The 25,590-nt window shown below is 71.2% G+C and carries 21 protein-coding genes, 1 tRNA gene and 1 riboswitch; of the genes, 9 read left to right on the forward strand and 13 right to left on the reverse strand.

Annotated features, from left to right (window positions below):
• Positions 1-53: 53 nt before the first annotated feature.
• Entirely contained in the window at positions 54-1,643 is a 1,590-nt protein-coding gene (gene serA, locus EDD29_RS03980; RefSeq protein WP_123662385.1) for a phosphoglycerate dehydrogenase, read from the forward strand.
• 449 nt (positions 1,644-2,092) lie between these two features.
• Positions 2,093-4,177, forward strand: a complete 2,085-nt coding sequence (locus EDD29_RS03985; protein ID WP_148085871.1) for an AAA family ATPase — start codon at positions 2,093-2,095, stop codon at positions 4,175-4,177.
• A gap of 48 nt (positions 4,178-4,225) precedes the next feature.
• On the opposite strand, the gene EDD29_RS03990 is transcribed toward EDD29_RS03985, so the two are convergent.
• Entirely contained in the window at positions 4,226-4,981 is a 756-nt protein-coding gene (locus EDD29_RS03990) for a CbtA family protein (protein WP_123662389.1), read from the reverse strand.
• A complete protein-coding gene (locus EDD29_RS03995) occupies positions 4,981-5,175 on the reverse strand; it encodes a CbtB domain-containing protein (RefSeq protein WP_123662391.1) in 195 nt (64 codons plus the stop codon). Before EDD29_RS03995 ends, EDD29_RS03990 begins: the two co-directional genes overlap by 1 nt.
• Positions 5,176-5,177: 2 nt before the next feature.
• A riboswitch (adenosylcobalamin (AdoCbl) riboswitch) is annotated at positions 5,178-5,321 on the reverse strand.
• A gap of 123 nt (positions 5,322-5,444) precedes the next feature.
• Between EDD29_RS03995 and EDD29_RS04000 the strand changes: the two genes are divergently transcribed.
• The 4 genes from EDD29_RS04000 to EDD29_RS04015 all read left to right on the forward strand — a co-directional run bounded on the left by EDD29_RS04000 (position 5,445) and on the right by EDD29_RS04015 (position 10,151).
• On the forward strand, positions 5,445-6,494 hold the full coding sequence (locus tag EDD29_RS04000; RefSeq protein ID WP_123662392.1) for a 3-isopropylmalate dehydrogenase: 1,050 nt from the start codon (positions 5,445-5,447) through the stop codon (positions 6,492-6,494).
• Between the two features lie 197 nt (positions 6,495-6,691).
• Positions 6,692-7,783 (forward strand): branched-chain amino acid aminotransferase, encoded by a 1,092-nt coding sequence (locus EDD29_RS04005; protein ID WP_123662395.1) that lies wholly within the window; start codon positions 6,692-6,694, stop codon positions 7,781-7,783.
• 496 nt (positions 7,784-8,279) lie between these two features.
• Positions 8,280-9,854: a citramalate synthase gene (cimA, locus tag EDD29_RS04010; RefSeq protein WP_123662397.1), complete on the forward strand. Its 1,575-nt coding sequence runs from the start codon at positions 8,280-8,282 to the stop codon at positions 9,852-9,854.
• A gap of 18 nt (positions 9,855-9,872) precedes the next feature.
• Positions 9,873-10,151, forward strand: a complete 279-nt coding sequence (locus tag EDD29_RS04015) for a GNAT family N-acetyltransferase (RefSeq protein WP_123662399.1) — start codon at positions 9,873-9,875, stop codon at positions 10,149-10,151.
• Between the two features lie 524 nt (positions 10,152-10,675).
• On the opposite strand, the gene EDD29_RS04020 is transcribed toward EDD29_RS04015, so the two are convergent.
• Positions 10,676-11,026, reverse strand: coding sequence for an antibiotic biosynthesis monooxygenase family protein (locus EDD29_RS04020; RefSeq protein WP_123662400.1), 351 nt, complete (start codon positions 11,024-11,026; stop codon positions 10,676-10,678).
• Between the two features lie 355 nt (positions 11,027-11,381).
• On the opposite strand from EDD29_RS04020, the gene EDD29_RS04025 reads away from it, so the two are divergent.
• From EDD29_RS04025 to EDD29_RS04035, 3 genes are all read left to right on the forward strand, one after another.
• Positions 11,382-12,605, forward strand: coding sequence for a cellulose binding domain-containing protein (locus EDD29_RS04025; RefSeq protein ID WP_170201281.1), 1,224 nt, complete (start codon positions 11,382-11,384; stop codon positions 12,603-12,605).
• Positions 12,606-12,630: 25 nt separating this feature from the next.
• Entirely contained in the window at positions 12,631-13,398 is a 768-nt protein-coding gene (locus EDD29_RS04030) for a fumarylacetoacetate hydrolase family protein (protein ID WP_123662404.1), read from the forward strand.
• Positions 13,399-13,508: 110 nt separating this feature from the next.
• Positions 13,509-13,580: transfer RNA gene (locus EDD29_RS04035), tRNA-Gln, on the forward strand.
• A 178-nt stretch (positions 13,581-13,758) separates the two neighbouring features.
• On the opposite strand, the gene EDD29_RS04040 is transcribed toward EDD29_RS04035, so the two are convergent.
• The 10 genes from EDD29_RS04040 to EDD29_RS04085 form a co-directional block, all read right to left on the reverse strand.
• Positions 13,759-15,345 (reverse strand): IPT/TIG domain-containing protein, encoded by a 1,587-nt coding sequence (locus EDD29_RS04040; protein ID WP_246052497.1) that lies wholly within the window; start codon positions 15,343-15,345, stop codon positions 13,759-13,761.
• An 874-nt stretch (positions 15,346-16,219) separates the two neighbouring features.
• Positions 16,220-16,852: a 3-oxoacid CoA-transferase subunit B gene (locus EDD29_RS04045; protein ID WP_123662406.1), complete on the reverse strand. Its 633-nt coding sequence runs from the start codon at positions 16,850-16,852 to the stop codon at positions 16,220-16,222.
• Positions 16,852-17,547 (reverse strand): 3-oxoacid CoA-transferase subunit A, encoded by a 696-nt coding sequence (locus tag EDD29_RS04050; RefSeq protein ID WP_123662408.1) that lies wholly within the window; start codon positions 17,545-17,547, stop codon positions 16,852-16,854. The genes EDD29_RS04045 and EDD29_RS04050 overlap by 1 nt, the downstream gene beginning before the upstream one ends.
• Positions 17,544-18,746: a thiolase family protein gene (locus tag EDD29_RS04055; RefSeq protein ID WP_123662410.1), complete on the reverse strand. Its 1,203-nt coding sequence runs from the start codon at positions 18,744-18,746 to the stop codon at positions 17,544-17,546. The genes EDD29_RS04050 and EDD29_RS04055 overlap by 4 nt, the downstream gene beginning before the upstream one ends.
• 5 nt (positions 18,747-18,751) lie before the next feature.
• A complete protein-coding gene (locus tag EDD29_RS04060; protein WP_123662412.1) occupies positions 18,752-20,476 on the reverse strand; it encodes a CocE/NonD family hydrolase in 1,725 nt (574 codons plus the stop codon).
• On the reverse strand, positions 20,469-21,428 hold the full coding sequence (locus EDD29_RS04065; protein WP_123662413.1) for an MBL fold metallo-hydrolase: 960 nt from the start codon (positions 21,426-21,428) through the stop codon (positions 20,469-20,471). Before EDD29_RS04065 ends, EDD29_RS04060 begins: the two co-directional genes overlap by 8 nt.
• A 35-nt stretch (positions 21,429-21,463) precedes the next feature.
• Positions 21,464-22,384 (reverse strand): alpha/beta hydrolase, encoded by a 921-nt coding sequence (locus EDD29_RS04070; protein WP_123662415.1) that lies wholly within the window; start codon positions 22,382-22,384, stop codon positions 21,464-21,466.
• A gap of 3 nt (positions 22,385-22,387) precedes the next feature.
• Positions 22,388-23,518, reverse strand: coding sequence for an FAD-dependent monooxygenase (locus EDD29_RS04075; protein ID WP_123662417.1), 1,131 nt, complete (start codon positions 23,516-23,518; stop codon positions 22,388-22,390).
• 11 nt (positions 23,519-23,529) lie between these two features.
• The gene (locus EDD29_RS04080) at positions 23,530-24,486 is read right to left on the reverse strand and encodes a phosphotriesterase family protein (protein ID WP_123662419.1); all 957 of its coding nucleotides are present in this window, start codon (positions 24,484-24,486) and stop codon (positions 23,530-23,532) included.
• A gap of 53 nt (positions 24,487-24,539) precedes the next feature.
• Positions 24,540-25,550 (reverse strand): phosphotriesterase family protein, encoded by a 1,011-nt coding sequence (locus EDD29_RS04085; protein ID WP_123662421.1) that lies wholly within the window; start codon positions 25,548-25,550, stop codon positions 24,540-24,542.
• Positions 25,551-25,590 lie beyond the last annotated feature (40 nt).

Here is a 25,590-nt window from a genome sequence, read left to right on the forward strand (position 1 = left end):
CGAGGGCGTGGCGGCCGTTCACCTGCAAAGATCTCACCTCAAGGATTCTCACGTTGAGCAAGCCAGTCGTCCTCGTAGCCGAAGAGCTGTCCCCTGCCGGCATCGCCGTCCTGGAGAACGACTTCGAGGTGCGTTACGTGGACGGTGCCGACCGCGCCGCCCTGCTGCCCGCCGTCGCCGACGTCGACGCGTTGATCATCCGTTCGGCCACCAAGGCCAACGCCGAGGTCTTCGACCACGCCAAGCGCCTGCGCGTCGTCGCGCGCGCCGGTGTCGGCCTGGACAACGTCGACGTCGAGGCCGCCACCAAGGCCGGCGTCATGGTCGTGAACGCGCCGACCTCGAACATCGTCACCGCCGCCGAGCACGCGATCGCGCTGCTGCTGGCGACGGCCCGCAACGTCCCGCAGGGCCACGCGGCCCTCAAGCAGGGTGAGTGGAAGCGCTCCAAGTACACCGGCGTCGAGCTCCAGGGCAAGACCGTCGGCGTCCTCGGCCTCGGCCGCATCGGCGTCCTGGTCGCCCAGCGCCTCGCCGGGTTCGACATGGAGATCGTCGCCTACGACCCCTACATCCAGGCCGCGCGCGCGGCCCAGCTCGGCGTCAAGCTGGTCTCGCTGGACGAGCTGCTGACCCAGGCGGACTTCATCACCGTCCACCTGCCGAAGACCAAGGAGACCCTCGGTCTCATCGGCGACCGCGAGCTGCGCATGGTGAAGCCCGAGGTGCGCATCGTCAACGCGGCCCGCGGCGGCATCGTCGACGAGGCGGCGCTCGACCTCGCGCTGACCGAGGGCCGCGTCGCCGGCGCCGGTCTCGACGTGTTCTCCAGCGAGCCGATGACCGAGAGCCCGCTGTTCAAGCACGACAACATCGTCATCACCCCGCACCTCGGCGCGTCCACGCACGAGGCGCAGGAGAAGGCGGGCACCCAGGTCGCCAAGTCCGTCAAGCTGGCGCTGTCGGGCGAGTTCGTGCCGGACGCGGTCAACGTCCAGGGCGGCGCGGTCGCCGAGGACGTCAAGCCGGGCCTGCCGCTGGCGGAGAAGCTCGGCCGGGTCTTCACCGCGCTGGCCGGGGGCGTCCCCGCCCGGCTCGACGTGATCGTGCGCGGCGAGATCACCGCCCACGACGTCAAGGTGATCGAGCTCGCCGCGCTCAAGGGCGTGTTCTCCGACGTCGTCGAGGAGTCGGTGACCTTCGTCAACGCGCCGCTGGTCGCCTCCGAGCGCGGCGTCGAGGTCTCGCTGGTCACCAGCGAGGAGTCCCCGGCGTGGCGGAACGTCATCACCGTCAAGGGCACGATGGCCGACGGTGAGGTCGTCTCGGTGTCGGGCACCCTGTCGGGCCCGCGCAACTGGGAGCGGATCGTCGAGATCAACGGCTTCGACGTGGAGCTGTCGCCGGCACCGCACATGGCCGTCCTCGGCTACGTCGACCGTCCGGGCGTCATCGGCGTCATCGGCCGCCTGCTGGGCGACCTCAACATCAACATCGCGGGCATGCAGGTCGGCCGGGACGAGAAGGGCGGCAAGGCCCTCACCGTCCTCACCGTCGACTCCGCGATCGACCAGAAGGTGCTGGAGTCCATCGCCGAGGAGATCGGCGCGGGCCTGGTGCGCCGGGTCGAGCTGAGCGAGTAGTCCGCGCCGCGGGCCCGCGCCCGCAGTCGTGCGTCCGAGACGCCCGCCGGTTCTCCGGCGGGCGTTTCTCCTTTTTTCGGATGACGAAGGCGTGACCTAGCAAAACGGATGCCGCGCGCATTCATGATTGATCTGTCTTATGTCGGCAGAAGGTGCACCTCCGGTGCCGCACGTGTCCGGAATCGGCCGTGGGTCGCCCCCGCGCGGCAGGGGGTGGGCGGTGCGATGCTGGAGCGGACGCCTCTGGAGGTCGCCTTGACTTCCTCACGGCCGCGTAAGGGCTGCCGCCTGTTTCTTCGAGTTCCGCCCGGCGGCGAGAAATGCGGCTACCGCCCGCTGTAAAAGACACTGATGAACTGCGAACCGTCGGCAGGAGGCAGGCGTCAGATGGTCCGTGACCGCGAGGTCGAGGTGTGGCCCGGGACGCACCGGAGAGTTGAGGGCTGGTCGTGACGCGCTGGGGAATCTTCGCTCCCGATGTGGGGACCGCGTGGCCGTTCCGCGGAAGGGACGCCGACATGGCCGCGGTGCGCACCGCGGTGCTCGACCCGTCGCTGGTGGGGGCGTTCGTCATCGGACCGGGGGGAGTCGGCAAGTCCCGGCTGATCCACGAGTTCGCCGCGACGGTCGACACGCCGGTGCTCGAGGCCCGGGCGGGCCAGGCCCCTGCTGTCCGGTTCGGGGCTTTTGCTCACCTCCTCCCAATCCGTACCCCGGTCAAGGACGTCGCGGCCGGGGTCGAGGCCCTGCTGGCCCGCGCGGGTGAAGGAGCCTTCACCGTCGTCGTCGACGACGTGCACGAGCTGGACGCCGACTCCGGCCTGCTGCTCGCCGAGCTCGCCGGCTCCGGCCGGATGCGCCTGGTCACCGCGGGCGAGGAGGTGCCGGAACCGCTCGCCGGGCTGGCGCTCGGCCGCGTCGAACTGGGCCCGCTCGCCGACCTCGCCGTGCTGGAAGAGGTGGACGAGCCGACCGCCGAGTACCTTGCCGAAGCGACCGGCGGCGACCTGCGCCTGCTGCACGAGCTGCTGCGCGCCGGACGGTCCACGGGTGTCCTGGACGGCGGCCAGTGGAAGGAGGTGCCCGCGCGCGCCGGGGACGGCCCCGCCTCCCTGGAGGAGGCCATCGCGCGCGCCTCCCTGCTCGCCGCGCTCGGCTCCGCGGAAGAAGCGGAGCGGATGCTCGCCGACGCCCCGCGCCGCCCCGAGGACAAGGCGCGCACCGTGCTCGCCTGCGCCCGCGCCGCGGTCCTCGCCTACGGCCTGGGCCGCGCCGAGGACGCCGACCGGGTTCTGTCGGTGGCGCTGGAGACCGTCGGCATGCCCGCCGCGCGCCAGCGGCTGCTCGCCCAGCGGGCCGCGTTCGCGGTGCACCGCGCCGCCAACCGCGAGGCGTTCGACCTCGCCGACGACGCCGCCGAGCTGAGCGACGCCGACCCCGCGATCCGGACCAGGATCGACACCGTCGAAGCCGTCACCGCCGCGCTCACCGGGCAGGCGACCGCCGCGCTGGAGAAGGTGCGCGCGGGCCTCCGCCACGTCGAGCACTGGCACGAGCAGGCGCCGGAGTCCGGCCCGCTGCTGGAGTTCGCGCGCGCGTGGGTGTGGATCAGCGTCGGCGACCTGGACGCCGCGGCCGAGCACGGCACCCCGTCGGACGATCCCGTCGCCAGAGCCGCGACCCGCGCGCGGGTGCTGCGCGCCCGCGGCCAGGTGCACGCGGCGCTGCGCGAGGGCTGGGACGGCGCGCGGATGCTGGAGCGCGGCAGATCGCTGTTCGCCGGGCCCTGCCTGGGCGAGCTCGCGCACTCCGCGGCGCTCGCGGGCGACCTGGCCACCGCCCGGCACGCGCTGGCCGAAGCCGACCGGCGCGCCCTGCCGACGCTGCGCGCGCTGTGGTTCCCCGTCGCCCTCGCCCGCCCCTGGCTGCTGGTCGCCCAGGGTGCGACCGGCGCGGCGGTGCACGGGCTGCTGGACGCGGCGGCCGCGGCCGAGGCGCTGGAGCTGCGGCCTTACGCGCTCACCGCCTTGCACGACGTCGTGCGGCTCGGCGCCGCGGGCGTCGTCGCAGACCGGCTCGCCTACCTCGCCGAGGACGCTGAGGGCGACCTCGCCGCACTGTGCGCCAGGCACGCCGAGGCGTCGGCGGCGGGCGACTGGTCGGGGCTGATCGGGGTGTCGTTCGAGTTCGAGGAGCTCGGCATGGCGCTGCACGCGGCGGAGGCCGCGGCGCAGGCCGCCGAGGTGCACTGGGACAAGCAGCAGGCCGCCGCGGCCGGGACCAGGGCGTGGGTGCTCGCGCAGCGCTCCGACCAGGTCCGCACGCCCGCGCTGCGCACCGCGGCCGTGCCCGACCTCAGCCGCATCCAGTACGAGATGGCCGAACTCGTCGCGGCGGGCCGGACCGAGCCGGAGATCGCCGAGCAGATGGCGATGCCGGCCAAGACCGTCGCCGAGCAGATCGCCGAGATCTGCACCCGGCTGGGCGTCTCGGGGCCGGAGCGGCTCGCGGTCCTGCTGGCCCCGCCGGTCTGACGCGGCGCGCCGGGCGGAGTCGTGCCCGCCCGGCGCGCAGCGTCCGGATCAGGCGGGTGCGGGCAGGGGTTCCGCCGCTTCGGCGGGCGCCGCGGCGCGCAGGCCGAGGAGCCCGAAGCCGACGCCGAGCGACGTCCAGAGGATGACGGCCGAGGCAGCCGCCAGGATCCGGAAGTCCCACAGCAGCTCCGGGGGCACCGGAAGCGCGTCGGGGTTGGCGGGGATGAGGAAGAGCACCGCGAGCCCCGCGACCGGCACCGCGCCGGTCGCGAGCTGCCTGACGTGGTCGGGCCTGGCCCGCAGTGCCGAGTGGACCCGCCACGCGACGAACATCGCGGCGAGGCCGAGGACGATGGCCGCGGCCCAGGACAGCGTCCGCTGCTGGAGGGTCCCCTCGTCGCCCACGCCCGGCGGATTGGCCGGGTAGCGGATGAACGGGAGGAGCCAGTAGCCCGTGAAGGCGGCTCCGGCGAGCGTCAAGGAACGCTGCCAGGGGCGGTCCGCCGACGTACGGCGGAAGACGGCCCAGTAGACGGCGGCGAAGATGATGCCGAAGGCGATGCCCGCCCCTACCGAGGCAAGGATGAGGCCGAGGTGCTGCTCGGAGCGGGTGAACACCTCCTCGGCGTGTTCGTGGACGCCTGCGGCGGCCGCTTCCGCGGCCGATCGCTCGCCTTCCAGTTCCACCGCCCGGTCCATGACCGGCTCGGCGACGAGGAAGGCGAAACCGCCCGAGATCAGGCCCGCGAGGGCACCGGCGAAGACGCCCCGGCCGAGGAGCCGGGGGAGGAGATCGGCGGCCATCAGTGGCAGGGCGCGCCGAAGAGGTGCCGGCCGTCGTGCGCGAGTTCGTGCAGGACGGTCTGCGGGGCGAAGAAGAGGGCGTAGAGGGTGGCGAACGCCGCGAGAAGGGCGATCGCGAGGAACACATAGGTACGGAGATCGCTTACGGCCGCGGGCTGTGCGCCGATTACCGCCGTCGTCTCGGGAGTGTTCATGGTTCTCCTTACGGGGTGCCTCGCCCCGGATCAGGGAGGACGACGGGTCAGTGTTCTGACTCTCCGGCCGCGGCCGGATCACAGTGGCGGGACCGTCCCGGACTCTCACCGGGTTCCTGCACACCGTCGCCTCTGTATGTACTTGTCCCCTGGAGGGTGCTCTTTCGCAGGGCCGCCCGTCAAGCCGTGCCCTTCCCGGCGTCTCGGGAGGTGTCTTGAAATGTAAGACGGATGCCCGATGCATGAGACGGATGCACTAGGATGCCGCCATGGCATCCCGCAACATCCGACTCGCAGTCGTCGCAGGTGACGGCATCGGCCCCGAGGTCGTCGCCGAAGGCCTGAAGGTCCTCGATGTGATCGCCGGTCAGTACGACCTCGCGATCGAGAAGACCTCCTACGATCTCGGAGCCGCCCGGTGGCACCGGACGGGCGAGGTCCTCCCGGACTCGGTCCTGGAGGAGATCCGCGGGCAGGACGCCATCCTCCTCGGCGCGGTCGGCGACCCGACCGTCCCGTCGGGCACCCTGGAGCGGGGGCTGCTGCTCAAGCTGCGGTTCGCCCTCGACCACTACGTGAACCTCCGCCCGGTCAAGCTGTTCCCCGGCGTCGAGACCCCGCTGGCGGGCGTCACCCCCGAGGACATCGACATGATCGTCGTCCGCGAGGGCACCGAGGGGCCGTACACCGGCGTCGGCGGCGTGCTGCGCAAGGGCACCCCGCACGAGATCGCGACCCAGGAGAGCGTCAACACCGCCTTCGGTGTCGAGCGCGTCATCCGGTACGCCTTCCAGATCGCGGCCTCGCGCCCGCGTCGCAAGCTCACCCTGGTCCACAAGGACAACGTCCTCACCTTCGCCGGTGAGCTGTACCAGCGGATCTTGAAGCAGGTCGCCGCGGAGTTCCCCGAGGTCACCACCGACTACGTGCACGTCGACGCGGCCACGATGTTCTTCGTGAACAACCCGGCCCGCTTCGACGTGATCGTCACCGACAACCTGTTCGGCGACATCATCACCGACATCGGCGCCGCGATCGCCGGCGGCATCGGCCTCGCCGCGTCCGGCAACGTCAACCCGGACAAGACCGCCCCGTCGATGTTCGAGCCGGTCCACGGCAGTGCCCCCGACATCGCCGGGCAGAGCAAGGCCGACCCCACGGCCACCATCCTGTCCGTCGCGATGCTGCTGGAGCACCTCGGCCTGCCCGAGGCTGCGCGCAAGATCGAGCATGCGGTCGGTGCGGACCTCACCGAGCGCTCGGGTGCGCGTTCCACCCAGCAGATCGGTGACGACATCGCCAAGCGAGTAGCCGGGTAGGCGGCAGCCACCTGGCTCCGCCCGGAGGATCTTCGGGTGTCGGGACGGGCGTGCCGCGGACGCGGTGCGCCCGTTTTTTGGTTTCTCCGGTGTGCACCGCGTCGTCTGAAAGGTCCAGGTCGCGCGAACGTGAGACAGAGCACACAATGGAGAGCACCGGAGGATTTCCCGGTGTCCCGGAAGAGGTTTGGACAGACATGATCGAGTTCGCCGTCAAGCTCGCCGAGCAGCGCAAGTCCCCCGAGGAGCGGGAGGCGGTGCTGGCGGAGCCCGGGTTCGGGCAGGTGTTCACCGAACACATGATCACCATCGAGTGGGACACCGAGCGCGGCTGGCACGACGCCCAGCTCCGGCCGTACGGTCCGCTCTCCCTGGACCCGGCCACCAAGGTCTTCCACTACGCCCAGGAACTGTTCGAGGGCATGAAGGCCTACCGCCAGCCCGACGGCTCCATCGTCAGCTTCCGGCCCGAGGCCAACGCCGCCCGCTTCAACGTCTCCTGCCGTCGCATGGCGATGCCCGAACTGCCCGAGGAGACCTTCCTCGAGGCGCTGCGCCTGCTCGTCGACGCCGACCGGGACTGGGTCCCCACCCGCGAGGGCCACAGCCTGTACCTGCGGCCTTTCATCATCGCGACCGAGACGGGCATGGGCGTCAACTACCCGTCGCAGAAGTACCTGTTCTGCGTGATCGCCTCCCCGTCCGGCGCGTACTTCTCCGGCGCGATCAAGCCGGTCTCGGTCTGGCTGTCCACCGAGTACACCCGCGCGGCCCCCGGCGGCACCGGCTTCGCCAAGTGCGGCGGCAACTACGCCGCGGCCTTCGTCGCCCAGCAGGAGGCCGTCGCGCAGGGCTGCGACCAGGTCGTCTGGCTCGACGCCGCCGAGCACCGCTGGGTGGAGGAGATGGGCGGCATGAACCTCTTCTTCGTCTACGGCTCCGGCGCCGACGCGCGGATCATCACCCCGCCCGCCACCGGCACGATCCTTCCCGGCATCACCCGCGACTCGATCCTCCGCCTCGCCCCCGACCTCGGGATCAAGGTCTCCGAGGAGCCGATCAGCGTCGAGCAGTGGCGCGACGACGTCGCCTCCGGCGCCCTCACCGAGGTCTTCGCCTGCGGCACCGCCGCGGTCATCACCCCCGTGGGCCAGGTCAAGGGCGCCGACGGCCAGTTCACGATCTCCGAAGAAGGCGGCCAGACCACCCTCCGCCTCCGCGAGGAACTCGTCGGCATCCAGTACGGCAACCGCCCCGACCCCTACCAGTGGATCACGACCCTCGCCTGAGCTGTGTTCGCCGGCCCGACCTCCGGCCCTGGGGGCCTGCGGTCGGGCTGGTGATCGGGCGCTTTCGCGCCCTGGGCCGCCCCTTCGGCCCTTGGGGGCCTACGGGGCGGCCCAGGGGCGCCCGATCACGTGCGCGGCCGCGCCTGGCGGCGCTCCCTGGAAGACCGTCGGTGGGCTCACCTCGTGTGAAAACCGTTGGGGGGCTCGCCTCGTGTGAGCGGCCGCGCCTTCGGCGCTCTGTGGAAGAACCCGGCACGGGCTCTGTCCTGGGACGTCCGTCTCACGAGATGGACGCCGTGTGACATCCATCTCGGAATCTGAGATCGATGTGACGGGGTTGTAACACGTGTGGCAGACTGCGGAGCACTATGCGCTCCGGCCTGATCATTATCGGACGGCGCGTCGGCTAAAAGGACATCGCCGGCGCGCAGACCTCTCACGTCCCGTGAGGGGTTTTTTTGTTTCGCCGGACCTTCTGATCTGAGGGGCACCACCCATGAGCGACGGCTTCCACGTCTACGACACCACCCTGCGGGACGGATCCCAGCAGGAGGGCCTCAACCTGAGCGTCCAGGACAAACTGGTGATCGCCCGGCACCTGGACGCGCTCGGCGTGAGCTTCATCGAGGGCGGCTGGCCCGGCGCCAACCCCAAGGACACCGAGTTCTTCCGGCTCGCGCGGACCGAGCTCGACCTCAAGCACGCCAAGCTCGCCGCGTTCGGCGCGACCCGCCGGGCCGGGCTCAAGGCCGCCGACGACCCGCAGGTCGCCGCGCTGCGCGACTCCCGCGCCCCGGTCGTCACCCTCGTCGCCAAGGCCCACGACAGGCACGTCGAGCTGGCGCTGCGCACCACCCTCGCGGAGAACCTCGCGATGATCCGAGACACGGTCGCGCACCTGACCGCCGAGGGCCAGCGGGTCTTCGTCGACGCCGAGCACTTCTTCGACGGCTACAAGGCCAACCGCGCCTACGCCCTGGAGGCGGTTCTGGCCGCCGCAGAGGCCGGCGCCTCCGTCGTCGCCCTCTGCGACACCAACGGCGGCATGCTCCCCGACGAGCTCGCCGACGTCGTCCACGACGTGGTCTCCACCGGTGCCCGCGTCGGCATCCACTGCCACGACGACTCGGGCTGCGCCGTCGCCAACTCGCTGGCCGCCGTCCGGGCCGGCGCCACCCATGTCCAGGGCTGCGCCAACGGATACGGCGAGCGCTCCGGCAACGCCAACCTCTTCACCGTCGTCGGCAACCTCCAGCTCAAGCGCGGGATGGACCTCGTCAGTGACGCCCAGCTCGCCGACATGACGCGCATCGCGCACGCCGTGTCGGAGGTCACCAACATCACCCTCGGCTCCCAGGCCCCCTACGTCGGATACTCGGCGTTCGCGCACAAGGCGGGCCTGCACGCCTCGGCGATCAAGGTCGACCCTGACCTCTACCAGCACCTCGACCCCGCCCGTGTCGGCAACGACATGCGGATGCTCGTGTCGTCGATGTCGGGCCGCGCGTCGGTCGAGCTGAAGGGCAAGGAGCTGGGCTACGACCTGTCCGGCGAGAAGGCCGCCGAGGTCGTCACCCGGGTCAAGGACCTGGAGTCGCGCGGCTACACGTTCGAGGCCGCGGACGCGTCGTTCGAGCTGCTGCTGCGCGAGGAGCTCGCGGGCGCCAGGACCTCCTACTTCAAGGTCGAGTCGTGGCGCGTGATCGTCGAGCAGCGGCCCGACGGCACCCAGGTCAGCGAGGCGACCGTCAAGGTCCACGCCAAGGGCGAGCGGATCGTCGCCACCGGCGAGGGCAACGGGCCCGTCAACGCGCTCGACACCGCCCTGCGGGTAGCCCTGGAGCGGCTGTACCCCGAGCTGGCGACGCTGGAACTCGTCGACTTCAAGGTCCGCATCCTCGAAGGCTCGCACGGCACCGACGCCGTCACCCGCGTCCTCATCGACTCCTCCGACGGAAAGGCCGAATGGGGCACCGTCGGCGTCGGCGAGAACATCATCGCCGCCTCGTGGGAGGCCCTCGAGGAGGCTGTGACGTATTGCCTGCTCCGCGCGGGTTACGACGCCTCCTGAACTGGTAGAAATCTGATCATGCCGAAGGTAGCGGACAACCCGCAGCGCAACAGGTACGAGATCTTCACCGACGAGGGAGAGCTCGCGGGCTTCTCCACCTACTCGGTGCGGGACGGCGTGATCACCTTCCTGCACACCGAGGTCGACATGGCCTACGAAGGCCAGGGCCTCGGTGGCAGGCTCGTCAAGGGCGAACTCGAAGACTCCCGCGCCCGTGGCTTCAAGGTCGTCCCCCGCTGCCCGTTCGTCAAGGAGTACATGTCCCGCCACCCTGAATACGAAGACCTGAGGGCGTGATTTCCGCCCCCGCCTTCGGCGTGATTTCTGTCCCGCCTTCGGCGTGGCGGTGATCGGGCGCCGCAGATCCCGGCGCCCGCCCCTCCGGCCTGCTCTCCTAACGGCTCACAGGTCTCCGGGGCAGACGCCGGGGCGCCCGATCACACCGGTGTGATTCCTCATCAGGGCCCATGGCCCGCGGTCGCGCTGGAACCCGTTCAGCGGAATCCGCGTCATGGGGTGTGCCCGCGCCGCGGGCGATCGTGCCGGGCGCGGGTGTCTCCCCTTCTCCAGGGCTGAGTCGCACCCGCGCCGAGCGCGCGCCCGGCCCTTCACCTTTGGGCGAGCGGCGAGCGGCGAGCCCTAGAGACTCAAAAGCCAGCCATGTCGAGCCCGGCCCGCCTTGCGCCCGTCCAGGCCCGGCCCGCGCCGAGCCCCGCATGGGGGCGCGCCGACGGCGGCCCCCTCGCGACTCAGGCCCGTTCGTGTCGAGCCCGCGCCGCGTCGAGCGGTTCGGGTTCGGCGGTTCGGGTTGTTCGGGGGGCTTACTGGGGTTCGACCTTTTGGATGACCTCGAAGCCCCACAGTTCGGCGGCGGTGGAGGCTGGGCCGCCGTGGCCGTGGCCATGGCCGTGGCCGGTGCCCTGGGCGTCGGCGGCGGCCTTGGCGTGGCCCTGGGTGAAGGCGGCGCTCTTGGTCCAGTTCTCGAAGTCCTCCTGGCTGCGCCAGCGGGTGTAGACGAGGTACTTGTCCGTGCCGTCGGTGGGGCGCAGCAGTTCGAATCCCTCGAAGCCCTCCGACCCTTCGACGAGCCCGGCCCGTGCGCCGAACCGCTTCTCCAGTTCCGCGCCCGAGCCTTCGGGCACCGTCAGCACGTTGATCCGCACAACCGACATTCCGGCCTCCTCGCCGCCGCGCCGGCCCCGTGCCGGCGCACCGCCCCCACGCTATAGGCCCGGCCCGTCGAGCATCCGACGGCGCTGTGGACAACTCACCCCGAAGCCCGCAGGCCCGCGCGCTTGCGCGGCGCACCCTTGGGTCGCGTGACGGGAGGGTCTCCTGATGCCGATAGCGCTCAGGTGCCGGGATGTGCGCCGAATCCGTGCCCGAGACGGGGACGCGGGGCCGCGTCCACACGTTGGAAACGGCGGGAAGGACTTTCCGCTCTGGGACCCGCGAAGGTGGACGGCGCCGAACTCCGGATGGGCGAGCGGCGTCGGACTCCGTGGGACGGGTTGGGGAGGAGTCGGCGTGGGCGGCAAGAAGGATCGGGCGACGCGCAGGGACCTGCCGCTGCCGGGCAGGCGGGCGCGCGCGAGGGCCCGCCGCGAGACCGCGCAGGACGCCGTCGCTCCCGAGGAAGACGTCGAGGCGACCATCGCCGACCGTGCCCCCGAGACCGCGGGCACGGCCGAGACCCCTTGGGGGACCCCGGTCCCGCGCGCCGAGCGGACCGTCGTGGAGTCGGCGTCCGCCGCGGCGGCGCGGGAGGACGACGAACGGACGGTCGTGGACGCCCGGTTCGGCGAGGTGCGGCCGGACGACGCGGGGCAGACGATCGTGGACATGGCGGCGCGGAAGCGGGACGTGCCCGTCGCGGGCAGGAGCGGCGAAGGAGGGCCCGCCGACGCCAGGACGGTCGTGGACGCCCAGGGGACGGTGCCGAAGGCGAGGGTAAGCGAGGAGACCGTCGTAGACCGAAGGGCGCCCGCCGAAGCCGAGGCGCCCGGGGAGGGCGTGGGGCAGGCGCTTCCGGGGTTGCCGCCAAGGCCGCAGCCCGACGTGATGTTCGGCCCCGTCGTAGGGGCGGACGACGCGACGGGGCCGCAGCCTCCGCTGCCCGTCTTGATGGGCCTGCTCGGCCGTCCCCCCGCACAGGGCGATCCGCACGGGGAGACGCTGCGCACCCATGCGGACCGGCGCGTCCACCCGCCCATCTCGCCGGTCCTCGCCGAGGCGCTCTACACGCCTCCGCGTCCCAAGCGGAAGATCGGCCTGGTCATCCCCGGGGTGATCGCCACGGGCCTGCTCGTCATCGGGGCCGTCGCGGCCCTCATCTGGCCGGAGACGGCCCAGGGCCCGCGGCGCACACCTGCGTCCGGCCTCGCCCCGACGGTCGCCGCACCGGCGGATCAGACGGCACAGGGCGTCTCCGGAGTCACGCCCGACGGAGTCCGCGTCGTCTACAAGACCGTCGAGGTCTCCACCGGCTACTTCGAGGGCACCCTCACCCTGACGAACGACTCGAAGGACACCATCCCGTCCTGGACCGTCGCCTTCACCTACCCCGGCGCCTTCATCCGCAACGTCTGGGGCGGCGAGCTGACCGACCCCGGCAACGAGGTGACGATCATCAGCGACGACGCGACCTCTCCGATCGCCCCCGGCGAGAGCGTCGAGATCAGGTTCGGCGGCGGCGGGACCCCGTCACGCCCCCAGGGCTGCACGTTCGGGGGCACGCCCTGCGGGTTCTGACCTCGCGCTGTGGAAAACTGGACCGATGCGCATCGCAAGGTTTGCCGTCGGGGAAGAAGTCGCTTTCGGGGTCGTCGAGGGGGAGGAGATCGCCGCGATCTCCGCGCATCCGCTCCTCGGGGACATCACGTTCACGGGGGCACGTTTCCCCCTGCTGGACGTGCGGCTGCTCGCCCCGATCATCCCCAACAAGATCATCGCCATCGGCCGCAATTACGCCGAGCACGCCCGCGAGATGGGCAGTGAGCCGCCGGTCGAACCGCTGATCTTCAGCAAGCCCTCGACCTCGGTGATCGGCCCGAACCAGTCGATCCTCTACCCGGAGAAGCTGTCCCAGCGCGTCGACTACGAGGGCGAGCTCGCCGTCGTCATCGGCCGGGTCTGCCGCGACGTGTCCGTGGCGCGCGCCCACGAGGTGATCTTCGGTTACACCTGCGCCAACGACGTCACGGCCAGGGACCTGCAGAAGAAGGACGGCCAGTGGACGCGGGCCAAGGGCTTCGACACCTTCTGCCCGCTCGGCCCCTACATCGTCACCGACGTCGACCCCTCCGACCTCGCCCTGCGCACCCTCGTCAACGGCCAGGTCCGCCAGGACTCCCGCACGTCGGCGATGATCCACGACATCCCCAACCTCATCGCCCACATCACCCAGGTCATGACCCTCCTCCCCGGCGACGTCATCCTCACCGGCACCCCCGAGGGCGTCGGTCCCCTCGAGATCGGCGACACCGTCACCGTCGAGATCGAGTCCCTCGGCACCCTCTCCAACCGCGTGACCGCCAGGGACTAACCCCCCTCTTCCCCCGCAAGCCGCAATCGTTTTGGCTACTACTCCCGAAGTCCTGTAAGCTTTCGGAGGTCGCCAGGGAGCCCCCGGAAACGGGAAGCCCCCCAGCGCGATGGGGTATGGTGTAATCGGCAACACGACTGATTCTGGTTCAGTTATTCTAGGTTCGAGTCCTGGTACCCCAGCTTTAAGTCTGACGTATGGCGCGAGTCTCATTGAGACCCGCGCCTTTGTCGTTTTCGGGGGAGTCGGGACGTAGGGGGAGGGCCCCGGAACCGTGCCGCGCGGCCGCGGCCGGGACCCGATCGGGTCCCGGCCGCGGTGTCGTGTTCGATGGTGGACGACTGGTCCGCCGGGCGGCTGTCAGCAGGTGGCGAGGATGATCGAGATGACGTGGCAGGTCTTGCCGGCGGTGTCGTTGGCGGGACCGGGGTCGGTGGGGGCGCTGGCGGTGCGGACACCGGTGACCGTCACCGGGCCGAGGGAGAGCAGGTGCAGCGGGACGCGGAAGGTCTTGCCGACGCCGGCTCCGGTGGCGATCGCACCGTAGGTGCAGGTCACGGTGGTGGAGGCGACGGTGCAGCCGGCCGGGAGGCCGGTGGCGGTCGCGCCGGGCGGGAGGGTGGCGGTGAGCGTGGCCGAGGTGACGGAGTCGGGGCCGGTGTTGCGGGCGGTGAGGGTGTAGGACAGGAACGGCACGAGGACGCCGAGGTGGGGCCGGGCGGTCAGGTCGACGTCGATGTCCGCCTTCGGCTCGGGGAGATAGGTGTACTCGTCGGCGCCGCCGGTGGCGCTGGTGCCGGCCTGGGTGGTCACGGTGACGTCCACGGTGCCCGCGGCGTGGGGCGGGGCGGTCGCGGTGACGGTGGTGGCGTCGACCACGGTCACGCCGGTCGCCGGGGTGCCGCCGAACTTGACCGACTTCGTGCTGTAGAGGTGGCTGCCGGTGATCGTGACGGTGGTGCCGCCGGCCGCGGGTCCGCTGCCGGGGCTCACGCCGGTCACGACGGGCAGGGCGCGTGAGACGTCGACGTTGTACGGGGTGTCGCCGACGCCGATGGTGGCTGTGACGGCGTTGGTGTTCAGGTCGATGACCGAGACGTTGTCGTCGGCGGAGTTGCCGACGTAGGCGGTGCCGTCGGCCGGGTCGACGCGGATGCCCGTCGGCCCGGTTCCCACCGGGATGGTGGTGGTGACGGCGTTGGTGGCGGTGTCGATGACGGCGACGGCGTTGGTGTTGGAGAGGGCCGCGTAGAGGCGACCGCCGTCCGGGCTGATCGACACGTCCTGCGGACGGCCGCCGACGGGGACGGTGCCCGTGATCGTGTTGGTGGCGAGATCGATGACGGAGACGTTGCTGCTGTTGTAGTTGGCCGTGTAGGCGTGCGTCCCGTCGGGGCTGATCACCACGCCGGCCGGGGTCAGGGCGCCGGGGTCGGTGATGGTGGCGGTGACGGTGTTGGTGGCGGTGTCGATGACCGTGACCGCGCTGCCGACGAAGCCGGCGACGATCGCCTCGCCGCCGTCGGGGGTCACCGCGATGTCGAAGGGCTGGCCGGTGACGGTGACGGTCGCGACGACCGTGCGGGTGGCGGTGTCGATGACCCTGACCCCCTGGGGTCCGCCGCCGAGGCTGACGCCCACGTAGGCGTGCGCGCCGTCAGGAGCGAACGCCACGGGGTTGGGGCTCTGGGCGGCCGGGATGGTCGCCGACACCGTGTTCGTGGCGGTGTCGATCACCGACACGTTGTTGGAACCCTGGTTGGTGACGTAGACCTCGGCTCCGTCCGGGGAAACGGCCACCCCCGACGGGAAGGAGCCGACCGGGACCGTCGCGGTCACCGTGCCGGTCGTGGCGTCGATGACCGAGACCGAGTTGCCGCGCAGGTTCGTGACGTAGGCCGTGGCCCCCGGCGCCGCCGCGTGCGCGGGAGCGGGGAGCGCCGTCAAGCCGGTGGCGGCCAGGGCGAACGCGGTGGCCAGGGTGGTGAGACGTCTGCGCGGTGCCCGTCGGGGACGGTTGATCGGGTACAGGGGAGGACTCCTCTCGGCTTCCGTGCCGCCACCGGTGGGCTCTGAGAGGGCCCGGGGGAACCGTGGGCGGTGCGGTCGATCCCAGACGTGCGAGACCGCCGGCGCGGAAGCGGATCTCCACCCCAAGGCGCGCGATGACGGTGTGCCGCGGGGCACCGGAGGTCACCAGGAGCATTCGCCCGTACGCCCTGAGTCGTCTTCCCGAAGACTCACACACGGCCCCATCTGTCACAAGCGGTTAGGTATCATAACTTTCCGCTATTCTGGCCGTTCAGGCGATATCCGACAGGCCGTTACCGTGGCACGGCTTCAAGACGGGCGGATCGGCCCGCAGGCGCCCGCGCCGATCATTCCGAAGTCCGTGGTGCCCGCTAACGCTCGACTCCGTCGCCGTGATCATCCCCGCCCGGCCCACCGGCTGCGGACGGCATCCTGGGGGCTCGTCACTGCCGCGAGTAAACAGAATGAACATTCATCTTTGGGATGATCTGCCACCTGCTAACGGCTTTATCGCCACATAACGGCGATCTGCGCTCTTCTCCCAACATCCTGGCCATGCTGGCGGCTCGGGAGGATTCGCTCATGGTCCCGGCCCGCGCCCGATGCCGGTCGCCGAAGCCTCGGGCCGATCGGTCCCGGGAAGGGGCCGCGCGGGAGCCGCCCGCCCGCGAAGAAGCGGAGGCGGTCAGGTGGGGAGGCGGCGTTCGCCGACGAAGGCCCCTTCGGTGAACGAAGGGGCCTTTCGGTGAAACGTCGACGTGGACGCGGGTCCGTCCGCCGGAGCGACGGGTCAGATGGTGATGAGCGGGATCCCCAGGCGGTCGCGGAGTTCTTCGAGCGGGGTGCCGAAGGTCTCCAGGAGGCGGGCGCCGGTGGGGCCGGTTTCGAAGACCGCGTGGTCGGTGTAGACGCGGCTGACGCAGGCGATGCCGGTCAGGGGGTAGGTGCAGGTGGGGACGAGCTTCGGGGCGCCGGCCTTGGTGAAGAGGGTCATCATCACGTAGACCTGTTCGGCGCCGATGGCGAGGTCCATGGCGCCGCCGACGGCGGGGATGGAGCCGGGGGCGCCGGTGTCCCAGTTGGCGAGGTCGCCGGTGGCGGAGACCTGGAAGGCGCCCATGACGCAGACGTCGAGGTGGCCGCCGCGCATCATGGCGAAGGAGTCGGCGTGGTGGAAGTAGGCGGCGCCGGGGAGCTCCGTCACGGGGACCTTGCCGGCGTTGGTGAGGTCGGGGTCGATGTCGGACCCGGAGGCCGCCGGGCCCATGCCGAGCATGCCGTTCTCGGTGTGCAGGACGACGCCGAGGGCGGCGGGGAGGTGGTCGGCGACCTTGGTGGGCCGGCCGATGCCGAGGTTGACGTAGCTGCCCGGGGCGATGTCCTGGGCGACCCGGGCGGCCAGTTCGTCGGGGTCGAGCGGCATCAGCGGGCTCCCTGCACGGTGTAGTGGCGCGGTTCGACCTGGACGACGCGGTCGACGTGGATGCTCGGGGTGACGACGGCTTCGGGGTCGAGTTCCCCCACCGCCACGATCGACGCGACCTGCACGACGGTCGTCGCGGCGGCCGTGGCCATGACGGGGCCGAAGTTCCGGGCGGTCTTGCGGTACACGAGGTTGCCCATCGTGTCGGCGGTGTCGGCCGAGATCAGGGCGACGTCGCCCTTGATGGGGTATTCGAGCAGGTAGTCGCGCCCGTCGATCGTCCGGGTCTCCTTGCCTTCGGCGAGCGGCGTGCCGACGGCCGTCGGGCAGTAGAACGCGCCGATGCCCGCCCCGGCCGCGCGCATCCGCTCGGCGAGGTTGCCCTGCGGGACGACCTCGAGCTCGATCTCGCCGCGGCGGTAGAGGTCGTCGAAGACGTAGGAGTCGGACTGCCGGGGGAAGGAGCACAGGATCTTCCGCACCCGGCCCGCCTTCAGCAGCGCCGCGAGGCCCACATCGCCGTTGCCCGCGTTGTTGGACACGATGGTGAGGTCGCCCGCGCCGTGCCCGATCAGCGCGTCGATCAGGTCGAACGGCATGCCGGCGAGCCCGAAGCCGCCCACCAGGACGGTGTCGCCGTCCTGGACGACGCGCACCGCCTCCTCCGGCGAGGCGAAGATCTGCGCTTTGCTCATGCTGCTCCTTCCGTCACGTTCTCGAGGACCACGGCGAGCGCCTGGCCCACGCCGATGCAGATCGCGGCGACGCCGTACCGCGCGCGCCGCTCGACCAGCACTCTGGCGAGGGTGCCGAGGATCCGGGCGCCCGACGCGCCGAGCGGGTGGCCGATCGCGATGGCGCCGCCCCTGGTGTTGACGATCTCGGAGTCGATCCGCCAGGCGTCCACGCAGGCGAGCGACTGGACGGCGAACGCCTCGTTGAGCTCGACGGCGCCGACCCTGTCCCAGCCGATGCCCGCCCGCTCCAGCGCCCGGTTCGCGGCCTCGACCGGCGCGAATCCGAACATCTGCGGATCCAGCGCGGCCGCGCCGCGCCCCGCGATCCGGGCGACGGGGTCGAGCCCGATCCGCCCGGCGGCGGCCTCGGAGCCGAGCAGGACCGCCGCGGACCCGTCGTTGAGCGGCGAGGCGTTGCCCGCGGTGATGGTGCCGTCGGGCCGGAAGCTCGGCTTGAGCCCGGCGAGCTTCTCGGGCGTGGACCCGGCCCGGATGCTCTCGTCCCGGTAGAGCTCGACGCCTTCGACCGGTCCGGCTTTCATCGGGACGACAAGGTCGTCGTAGAAGCCTTCGTCCCACGCGGCGGCCGCGAGCCGGTGCGAGCGCGCGGCGAACGCGTCCTGGCGCTCGCGCGGGATGCCGAACCGCTCCTGGAGCCGCTCGTTGCACTCGCCGAGCGAGACCGTCCACTCCGCGGGCATCTTCGGGTTGACCAGACGCCACCCGAGCGTCGTGGAGACCGCTGTCACGTTCCCGGCCGGGAACGCCCGGTCCGGCTTCGGCAGCACCCACGGCGCCCGGGTCATCGACTCGACCCCGCCGACGAGCACGACGTCGGCGTCCCCGGTGTCGATGGCGCGCGAGCCGATGATCGCGGCGTCGAGCGAGGAGCCGCACAGCCGGTTGACCGTGGTCGCGGGCACCGACACCGGGAGCCCGGCGAGCAGCCCGGCCATCCGGCCGACGTTGCGGTTGTCCTCGCCCGCCTGGTTGGCGCACCCCCAGACGATCTCGCCGATCCCGGCCGGGTCCAGCGCGGGCGCCTTGGCGAGCACTCCGGTGATCGCGGTGGCCGCGAGGTCGTCGGGACGGACGCCGGAGAGCGCTCCGTTGAACCGGCCGAACGGCGTGCGGGCCGCCGCGTAGACGAAAGCCATGGTCCTTACCTGTTCTCGACCGTGAACGGCAGCACCAGCCGGGACGGGTGCGCGGCGTCGCGGTAGATCTTGTGCGTGACGGGGCGGCCCACCGGCAGGTGGAACGCGTCCGGCGGGAGCAGCGCGTTGTGCTCGTCGGCCAGCGGCTCGTCGTTGGAGAGCTCCACGACCAGCTTGTGGCCGGGCAGGAACGTCGCCGCGAACGGGTAGATCCGCAGCACGTACTCCTCGATCCGGCCCGGCTCGACCGGCACCGCGCGGGTGTGCGGGTGGTACGGGTCGCCCTCGGTGGTGCGCTCCTCGTCGAGTTCGCGGTGCGAGGCCTTGAGGTAGGCGGTCGTGATGAGCTGCCGCTTGCCGCCCGGCGCCTCGTCCCACAGGCGCAGGATGAAGTTGGTGTCGGGCTGGTCGATCTCGGCGAAGAGGTGCGCCGCGCCCTGGCCGATCAGCTCGGTCGGCTCGGTGAACGCCTCGGTGCTCCAGCTGAGGATCTCCACCTTGTCGGTCACCGTGAGCGGCGCCTGGTAGAAGCCGTCGGGCGCGGCGTGCTCGGCGGCCATCAGCTCGGGCTCGAAGGAGAGCTTGCGGCGCGGCCGGAAGTACAGGGACTTGTACTCGACGTCCTTCGGCGGCCACTGCGCGCCGGTGACGTACTCGCGCGACCCCTCGACGTGGACGGTGACGGCGGGCTCGTCCATGATCCCGTTGTCGATGCCCTTGATCCAGTGGTCGTACCAGCGGAACATCTTGTCGTGCTCTTCGATGAAGGGGCGCGACTGCATCGGCGGGTAGGGGCCGATGTCGAGCTTCTTCGGGCCCTGGAGCGCGTTGTAGGCCTCGATGGTGCCGTCCATCGTCCAGCCGCGGCCCTGGTCGATCTGGAGCCAGACCGGGATGTCGATGTTCCTGGCCAGATTGACCGGGTTGCGCTCCTCGTACCATTCGCCGTCGACCTCGTTCATGACGATGTCGAACCAGGCCTCGTGGTTCTTCGGGTAGTTGAGCACGTGGAACAGGTTCGGCCAGGCCGCGACGTCCGGGTCCTGGAGCCGCTTCGCTACGCGCTCCCTGATCTCCTCGGCCGAGTAGGTCTCGAGCATGCGGGACTTGACGCCGTCGGTGAAGGCCCAGCCGGAGTCGCCGCCGCGGCCCTCGCGCGCCGCGCGCGGCATGAACCACATGACGCCGCCGTGGTACGTGGTCTCGTAGAAGTCGTAGTGGCCGCCGCTGACGAAGATCGCCTTGAGGCTCGGCGGCCGCTCGGCGGCCGCGATCACCTGCATCGAGCCGAAGTAGGAGATGCCGATCATGCCGACGTTGCCGTCGCACCACGGCTGCGCCGCGACCCACTCGATGAAGTCGTAGGCGTCCTGGCCGAGCGAGACGCCGCCGGCGTTGTAGTTGCCGATGTGCTCGCCCTCGGAGGCGCCGGAGCCGCGCAGGTCGCCGATGACGTGGACGTAGTCCTCCTGGACGACGCGCGCGATGTCGCCGGCCTCGATGCAGCCGTCCCACATCGGGCTGGGGCGCCGCTGCGGCGGCGTCGTGAGCGCGAGCGCCTGGAGCTCCTTGCCGTACGGGCTGAGCGCGACGAGCGCGGGCCGCGGCTTGTCGTCGAGGCCCTGGTAGGCGTCGGCGGCCAGCGTGACGCCGTCGCGCATCGGCACGCGGAGGTCCTTGCGGACGGCGATCTCGTCCTGGCCCGCCTGGATGGTCTGGAAGTCAGCCATGCGAAGCTCCTTCGTCACGGTTCTGGGTGAAGTGAGTGCGGTAGCCGTGCAGCGACGTGAAGAACGGCGACGGCTCCAGCGAAGGGTCGCCCTCGTAGCCGATCGCCTCGGCGACGGGAGCGAAGGGCGAGTACGGCGACGCTGTCTCCAGCAGCCCGCCGCACAGGCAGGCGCGGGCGGCGTCGCCGACCCGGCCCTCGATCTCGAGGCTTTCGCGGAGTGCCTCCGCGGCCTGCTCGGCGTCGAGTTCGACGCCGTAGGGCGTACCGTCGGCACGGCGATACGGGTGGCCGAGGTAGAGGTGCCGCGGCCGGACCTCGTCGCGCAGGTACTCGAGGCTCGCGCGGTAGGCGGCCGGGTCCTCGAAGCCCGGGAAGCCGTTGGCCGCGCCGTGCACCTGGACGGCGTCGCCGACGAAGACCGAACGCTGCCCGTCGATCACATAGGCGACCGAACCGGCGGTGTGGCCGGGGATCGCGTGGACCGAGACGTCCACGCCGCCGCCGAGGGAGAGGGTCTCGCCGCCCTTGACGAGGATGGTCGGCTCCATCTCCCCGGAGATGACCGCGCGCGCGGCCCCGGCGACCTTGGCGGCTCCCTCGGGATCGTTCAGGTACCGCCCGCGGTTGGCGAGGTACTCGTCGACGTGGGCCTGGCGGGACCGCAGGAACGGCGCGTCGGCGTCGTGGACGACGACCTGGGCCTTGCGGCCCGTCATCTCCCAGAGCGCGTGGGCTCCGCCGACGTGGTCGATGTGGCCGTGGGTCAGCAGGATCCAGCGCACGTCCTCGATCCTGCGGCCGAGGGCCTCGAGCGCGGGGGCCATGCCCTCGGCGGGCGAGGAGGCGATGCCGGTGTCGACGATCGCCGGCTCCGGGGCGTCGATGAAGAAGCTGTACAGGCCGAACCGGCCCCACGGTGAGACGAGGGGGTGGACTTTCACTGCGGACATGGCTCTCCTTCCGAGGTCCGTAAGGCGGGTGCGGGTCAGCGCGCGAGGAAGTCGCGGGTCTCCGCGTAGGCCCGGTGGAACTCCGGGATCCACGCGAAGTGCTGCACGAACCCGTGGCCCGCGCCGTCGTAGCGGCTGACCGTGGCGTCCACGCCCGCGTCCTTGAGCCGCCGGCCGTACAGTTCGCCCTCGTCCCGCATCGGGTCGAGTTCGCCGGTGATGACCAGCGCCTTCGGCAGCCCGGTGAGGTCGGCCCGCTTGATCGGCGAGACGCGGGGGTCGGCCGGGTCGGCGCCGCCGTCGAGGTAGAAGGCGTTGAACGGCTTCAGCCCGGCCGTCTCCAGCCCGTAGCCGACGGCGTTCTCGCGCAGCGACGGGTAGCGGTCGACGTCGAAGTCGAGGTCGAGCGACGGGTAGAACAGCACCTGGTGGGTGATCCGGTCGAAGCCGTCGTCGTGCGCCAGGCCGGCGACCGCGGCGGCGAACGTGCCACCGGAGCTGTCGCCGGCGATGGCCAGCGTCGTGCCGTCCCAGCCGAGGGACTCGCCGTTGTCGGCGGCCCAGCGGACCACGGCGTAGCAGTCCTCGAGACCCGCCGGGAAGGCGTGCTCGGGCGCCAGCCGGTAGCCGACGGAGACGACCTTGAGCCCGGTCTCCTTGGCCAGGGAACGCGCGACGTGGTCGTGCGTCTCCAGGCTGCCGAGGAAGAACGCGCCGCCGTGGAAGTAGACCAGGACGCCGTAGGAGTCGGCCTCGACCGGCGTGTAGACCCGCACCGGGACGTCGCCGACGGCGGTCTCGGCGGTGAGGTCGGCGACGGAGTGCAGCGGCAGGCGGTCGGCCAGGGGCGGGACCTGGGACTCCTCGCCCGCGCGCATCGCCGCCGGGTTCAGCGGACCGGGCGGCGGCGCGGGCAGGCTCGCGAGGGCCTGGGCGATGGCGGGGTGCAGCGGCATGGCTCAGGCCTCCGGGTTCTGGGAGGGGCTCTGGGACGCGGGCTTCTGGCCGGGGAAGACGTCGTTGACCTCGTCCTCGGTCCAGCCCTGGCGGGAGATCCGCTGGAGCTCGTCGGTCACCGGCTTTCGGGTCGCCTGGAAGAGCGCCAGCGCCTGCTTGACCGAGGGCGCCTCCTTGAGGGAGTCGGCGAGCGCGCCGGCGTCCAGGATCGCGGAGTTCGCGCCCTGGCCCTGGTGGTGCAGCATCGAGTGGGCGGCGTCGCCGATCAGCACGACGGAGTCGGTGTGCCAGTGGTCGACCGGGTCGATGTCGTAGACCGCGCGGCAGTTGACGGTGCTCAGGTCGAGCTCGCGGGTGATGGCCACGATCCGCTCGTCGAAGCCCTCGACGGTCTTGACCATGTCGGCGACGGTGATGTCCGGCGCCCAGGTGCCGTCCGGGCAGAGCGCGGTGATGTCGAAGGAGACCTGGCCGCGGTGGCGCAGCGGCAGGAGGTAGACCTTCGTGCCCTTGCCGATGTACATGCGCAGGTTGTCGTCGACGACCATGCCGTGGGCGGCGTCGATGTCGATGACGGCGCGGTAGGCGTGCTCGCCGGAGAAGACCGGCTCGTTCTCCGAGAACAGGGCCTTGCGGACGACCGACTTGATGCCGTCGGCGCCGATGACCAGGTCGGCCTCGACGGTGACGCCGTTGGCGAAGGTGAGGACCGACGTGGCGCCCTTGTCCTCGATCTTCTCCAGCTTGTGGCCGAGGTGGACCATGCCCTCGGGCAGCACCGACAGCAGCGCCTCGATGAAGTCGCCGCGGTGGATCAGGTGGGTGGTGAAGCCGAAGGTCTCCTTCTCCGGCCACTCCTCCTGCATGATCGGGTTGCCCGTGCCGGTGAGGATCGAGAAGTAGTCGCTCGCGGAGCTGACCTTCTGGACCGCCTCGGCGATGCCCCACTCGTGGAACCGGCCCATGGTGGACGGGCGGAGGCCGATGCCGGCGCCGACTTCGCGGATCTGGCTCGCCTGCTCGTACACGTTGACGGTGGCGCCGAGGAGGCTGAGGGCCTTGGCCGCCGCCGCGCCGCCGTATCCGGCGCCGACGATGGCGATGTTCAGGTTCTTGAGGTCTTCGGACTGCATGGGGTGGTCCTTCAGTTCTTGATCGAGAGGAAGTCGGCGGGGTTGTCGACGAAGATCGTCCGGATCGCGGCCTCGTCGAGACCCGCGGCGCGGAGGTCGGGGATGAGGTCCTCGAAGATGTAGTTGACCGTGTGGCCCTTCACGCCGGGCCAGCCCAGCGCGCTGCAGTTCGCGTCCGCGGAGGCGAGCACCTGCTTGATGCGGCCCTCGCCCGCGATGAACCGGAGGAAGTGGTCCAGGCGCTCCTTGCGCGGCCGGGCCCAGAACGGCGGGTCCGGGAGCTCGGTCTCGTAACCGAAGGTGTCGAAGCCGATCCGGCCGCCCTGCTCGGCGATCCAGGTGTCGCGGGTCTTGTCGGCGTTGACGCCGTCGTCGACGTGGCCGAACAGCACCCGGTCGAGGGGGAGCTCCTCCTCGTTGAAGATCGCGATCGCGTTCTCGGCGTCGATGGCCAGGTGGGTCAGGATGCCGACCCCGGTGGCCTTGGCGGCGCGGGCAGCGGCGCGGTAGATGCGCTTGTCCAGGTCGGTCATCCGGCCGCCCCGGCTGACGCCGACCTTGATGATCCCGGCCTTGCCGCCGGTGCTGCCGATGCCCACGGTGATCTCGTGGACGAAGTGGTCCGCGAGGTACTCCACGCTCGCCCGCTCGAAGAACGGCAGGGCGGTGTCACCGCCGACGAAGCCGGTGGAGGCGACGATGTGCACGCCGGTCTTCTCCGACAGCGACTGGTAGTAGTTGATGTCGCGGCCGTTGCAGATGCCGGTCGCGTCGACGAACGTGCCGCCGCCGTACTCGTGGAACCTGCGCAGTTTCGGGACGGTCTCGTCGTACCGCTGCTCCGGCGTCTTCCACCACTTGGTGTCCAGCTCGGAGCCGGGCATGCCGTAGCCGATGTGCTCGTGGACGGCCACGAGACCCAGCTCCTCGGTCGGGATCGGTCCCAGGACCGTGTTCACTCTCGACACAACGCTCACCTCAATCACGTTCATGGTTGTTCTGGGCCGGCTGCCGGGCGCGCTCAGCGCACGGACAGCAGGGCGCGCGGGTTGGCGACGAGGATCCGCTGGACCTCCTCGTCGCTCAGGCCCCGGGCCTTGAGGAGGGGGACGAACGCGGACAGCACGTGGCCGTAAGACACGTCGTTGCCTTCGTGGCCCTTGGCCACCCCGGTCGAGCTGCTGGAGAGCAGGATCCGGTCGCCGAACCCGGCTTCGACCAGCTCGGCCACCAGGGCGGCGCGCTCGGCGTCGGTGATGCGGGCGCCGTCCTCGGTGCCGACGTGGTCGATCGCGACGTAGGCGCCGCGGCGGGCGACCTCGAGCGGGGCGGAGGCGGCGACGGCGTCCTTGCGGTCGAGTCCGCCGACGACGACGCGGTCGGCCGGCAGTTTCTCGTCGAGGACGGTGTCGAGTTCGCGCACGGCGTCGTGGCCGTGGCGCAGGGACACCGGGACCCCGGTCGCCAGGGCGGCGCGGGCGGCGCCGCGGAGCAGGCTCTCGTCGGTCGCGGTCATGCCCGTGAGGGTCGCGGCGGTGGCCACGAGGCCGGCCGGGCCGCGCCGCTCGACCCGGGGGACGACCATGCCCTCGGTGATCTCCTGGGCGAAGAGATCGGCGAACCTGTCGGCGGGCCACGGGGTCGGCGGGTTGGTCTGCGGGGTCAGGAAGTAGCCGCCGAGCATCTCCTCGGGGCCCTGGCCGGTCGACGCGACGATGTGCACGCCGGTCGTGCGGGAGAGGGCCTCGTACAGCTTCACGTCGCGCCCGTGGAACATGCCGGTGCTGTCGACGATCGTGCCGCCGCCGGCGCCGCGGAACTCCGTCAGCTTCGCGGCGAGGGTCTGGAAGATCTCGGCCCGGTCGATGGTGATGTCGAACGCGTGCTCGGCTCCGGGGACGACCGACAGCAGGGCCTCGTGGACCGCGACGACGCCGAGTTCCTGCGCGGGAACGGGGCCGAGGACGGTGTTGACGGTGGTGCTGGTGTTGATGGTGGTGCCGGTGGTGTCCTCGGCGGTCTGGGTACCCATCACTGGTACTCCTCTCGGGGTGGTGGCGAGTGACAGCGAT

The sequence above is a fragment of the Actinocorallia herbida genome, assembly GCF_003751225.1.
GTDB classification, from domain to species: Bacteria; Actinomycetota; Actinomycetes; order Streptosporangiales; family Streptosporangiaceae; genus Actinocorallia; species Actinocorallia herbida.